This is a genomic window from Maribellus maritimus (assembly GCF_022267315.1).
Lineage (GTDB): Bacteria > Bacteroidota > Bacteroidia > Bacteroidales > Prolixibacteraceae > Draconibacterium > Draconibacterium maritimum.
The window spans coordinates 1-3,511 of record NZ_JAIKLE010000103.1 but is presented as its reverse complement, the minus strand read 5'-3'; the positions used below and the strand labels follow the sequence as shown (position 1 = coordinate 3,511).

Genomic DNA, 3,511 nt, shown 5'->3' with positions numbered 1-3,511 from the left:
CCAAGTGTTTTTCAATAAGTAGTCTTTCGTATTTATAAACATTTTATTCATCTCGTAATTGTCTGATTGCAGTTTTTAATATGTGCCATAACGGTCACTTGTATGTGGTCGGGCGGGATTTCTGGAAGAAATCGTGTCAGACCCGCAGAAAAGTGGGCGCAAGGTCTGACTTGTCAGACCGCTGGAACCCCCGCCTGCCATGTACAAATTGTTAACGCCTGGTTTTTATTATTCATCGTATGTTTGTTAACAATATAAAAGTATCATTTTCTGAGCGAAAGTTTTAAATAACCACTTCGCTTTTTTAATTTTTCTTCAACCCCCAAAAATCAAAACTGCTTGCGGACTAACAGGTAACCAACTGCAGTTTGCCCCGCCGAAACGTGAGCTTTACCATTCCTGACTTATGCGCTGGCGGAAAACTTGCGAGCATTAAATTTTCCTGCCAATTTTATTATTTCCAGCCTAAGTACCGAAAAGCCAAAAAACCAAACCGTCAAATAACTACCGGCTGTTCTTAAAAATGAGCCGGACAGTCAAACTGCAAAACAGTTTGGCAAAGTATCAAACCCCAAAAATTGGCAAAAAGCACCAAACTTTATTTGCAAGTTTTGTGACAGCAATTTCGGAGCGAGCCAAAAAACCAAAGAACGAACTATTCAGATAACCACCAATTTATTTTTTGCCAAACTTGGCGTTAACGGTCACTTGTATGTGGTCGGGCGGGATTTCTGGAAGAAATCGTGTCAGACCCGCAGGAAAGTGGGCACGCGGTCTGACTTGTCAGACCGCTAAAACCCCCGCCTGCCATATACAATTTGTTACCGCCAGTATTTTATTATTAATCAATTTTTTACAATCAAGATGAATATTTTCCTGTCAATTTTAATAAACCTTTTAACCTCAATTATTATTGGTTTTTTAGATTTTCTCATTTACATGCTTCTTCCTCATGTCGAATGATACAGATTTTTATGGTCTGTTTTCATTGGATTTTTAGTCTTTGTCTTTAACGCTTGGTTTCACCGAAAAACTTCTTAAAATCAGTTATATGAATTTTTGAAAAATCTTTTCTGATTTGGTCTGTCAACTCATCTTTTAGATTACAAATTTTTTCATAATTCCTTTTTCCAATTTTAATATTTTCAATTATGACCATTTCATTGTCAAACGATAGCCCACCCATTTGCTCCTGCAAGTCATTTACTTTTCGCAGTATTGCAATTATCTCAGGCGAATACCAAGTATTGAATTTAAGCGCTAATCCAAGGTTTAAAATAAACATTTGGAATGACTCAAGTCTGCTGTATATCGCATGGTATTTTTTCCCGTCATCGTCTCTAATTACAAAAGACAGCGTCCCATGTAAATTTTCTAATTCTGTGTATGCCTCAATTCTCTTGTTTATAAAATTTACAAAAACAGTTTTTTTAAACTCATTCTGTTTTATTTTCCAAGTTATCAGTCCGGTCAGACCAGCACTTAAAACAGAACTGGAAAAAATTGTTACTATGATTTCTGTTGTCGTCATGTTTCTTCATTCAATATTGGCGGTAACGGTCACCTGTAAGTTGTCGTTGCGGATTTCGAAGAGCGTCAGTGTCCGGTAGGACATGACGGTCACGAAAGGAGCGGAGACAACGCACTGCACGAACCCCGCAATGCAATTTACAGATTGTTAGCGGCTGGCTTTTATTTCAAAAAATAATTATTAAAAGTTGACTTTATTAAATTCCATAATATTTCAACATTTTCTTTTGTAATGCTTAATTGTATCACGACGCTGATAATCGTTCCAATGAATAAATTCATCCAATCAAATTTTCCTAAATCCTTTGCTAATTCAGTCAGCCGCCTTAGTTCTTCTTTTATTTCGTTTTGTTGTTGAACAAGTAGAGGAATTGAATTCAAATTCTGAGAAAGATACTCAACTTTGCTTTTCAATTCTTCATATTCTCTTGCCGAGAATTTAGAATTATCGAATTTGTTCGAAAAATTAATGGCTGATATTTCTCGTCCTAATCTTTCCCAATAATTCGGTTCTTTTAGTTCTCTTGTTAGATTATCTAACCATTTTCGAAAGTGTTCTGTAATTTCATTCCATCCAATTCTGCTGGAAATCTCAAGGTAAGAATCAAGTCCCGGCACGTAATTTACAAAATAGGATTTTACATACTCACTATCTTCAAATATTGCAAAATAGTAATCTGAATCTTTTAGTCTTATTGAGGTGTCCTCGCTACTGCTGGGCTGAGGTTCATTTATTGTAAACTGTCCCGGGGTTAAACTCTCTCTATTTTCTATGAATTTAAAGAGTTCGTTTTTTTGTGATAAGAGTAATTTCATTGTCAGTATGTATTTGTTTTCAAGCTTGCCGCTAACGGTCACTTGTATGTGGTCGGGCGGGATTTCGAAGAGAAATCCTGTCAGACCCGCAGGAAAGTGGGCACGAGGTCTGACTTGTCAGACCGCTAAAACCCCCGCCTGCCATATACAATTTGTTAGGGTGCGTTATTTTTTCGTTTAACAACATGACCAAAATTCAACTACTTTATTCTCACTTTTTATATAGGTTATTCGCCTCATATATTCTTCGCCGAGTAAGTAATAGAAACTTACACAATCTGATTGATTTTTAATTATCTCAAAATACTTCTCGTCAAAAAACTCGTCATCAAGTTTTTCTTCTTTCGCAATTGCAGGTGTTTGGAAATTCGATTCATCTAAGAATGTGTAGAAACGTTTTAAAATAAAGTCTTGTCGTTGTTTATCAGTCGGATTCTCAATATCTATTAATCCATAACCAATCAAATCCTCAGATTTGAAACGGTGATTGAAAATTGTATCACCAGTAGAAGTGACTATATTAAAATCAATTACACTTGTTAAGATGTCATTTCCTGTCATGTGGAGACTGAAAACGTCCTTTGATTTTTTAGACGAGAAGAAATATGTTTCTTCTAAAGTATTATCAACTCGTGAAAGTTGTTTCTCTAGATTTTCAATTCTGTCTGTCTTATTTTTGATTTCAGTCTCTTTATGAACGCTTTGGTATCCCAGAAAAGCAGTTGTGATAGCTAACAAAAGGGTGGTAACTTTGAAAAATAATTCAATTCTTTTGTCTTTTTGAATTGAATTTATTGCTTGGTTTTCAAGTTCTTTTTCTTTTTTGTAACCTGTTTCATGTATAAATACTCTTCCAAAATCTGATATTTTTATACTCAAAGAAGTTTTTGTCCTAGAGATATCGACATAACCATCTGTATCTAATTTTGTTAAGACATATTTTCTGTCAGGTTCTGGAATTTCAAATTTCTCACAAACCGAACCATAACTTACATACCACTTTTCAGTGTCAAGATATTTTAATATTTGGTCTAGAAGTTTGTCCATTGTTCTTTATTCATAATGCACCCTAACGGTGGTGGTATGAGGTCGTGGCGGTCAGACGAGAGTCTGAGTGTCCGACCGAAACTGAGGTTGGGACGAGATTCGACTTGTCGAATCCGCA

3 protein-coding genes are annotated in these 3,511 nt (G+C 35.7%); all 3 read right to left on the bottom strand.

The annotated features are described in order from the left end of the window. Positions 1 to 1,009 precede the first annotated feature (1,009 nt). The gene (locus K5G00_RS29050) at positions 1,010 to 1,531 is read right to left on the bottom strand and encodes a hypothetical protein (protein ID WP_238770055.1); all 522 of its coding nucleotides are present in this window, start codon (positions 1,529 to 1,531) and stop codon (positions 1,010 to 1,012) included. A gap of 161 nt (positions 1,532 to 1,692) precedes the next feature. Then, positions 1,693 to 2,346 (bottom strand): hypothetical protein, encoded by a 654-nt coding sequence (locus K5G00_RS29045; protein ID WP_238770053.1) that lies wholly within the window; start codon positions 2,344 to 2,346, stop codon positions 1,693 to 1,695. A 177-nt stretch (positions 2,347 to 2,523) separates the two neighbouring features. Further along, complete coding sequence (locus tag K5G00_RS29040) at positions 2,524 to 3,393, bottom strand: hypothetical protein (protein WP_238770051.1); 870 nt, start codon at positions 3,391 to 3,393, stop codon at positions 2,524 to 2,526. Positions 3,394 to 3,511 lie beyond the last annotated feature (118 nt).

What these genes read in the sequence shown, in the direction of transcription:
- K5G00_RS29050 (WP_238770055.1), bottom strand. Translation starts at nt 1,531, where the DNA reads ATGACGACAACAGAAATCATAGTAACAATTTTTTCCAGTTCTGTTTTA.
- K5G00_RS29045 (WP_238770053.1), bottom strand. Translation starts at nt 2,346, where the DNA reads ATGAAATTACTCTTATCACAAAAAAACGAACTCTTTAAATTCATAGAA.
- K5G00_RS29040 (WP_238770051.1), bottom strand. Translation starts at nt 3,393, where the DNA reads ATGGACAAACTTCTAGACCAAATATTAAAATATCTTGACACTGAAAAG.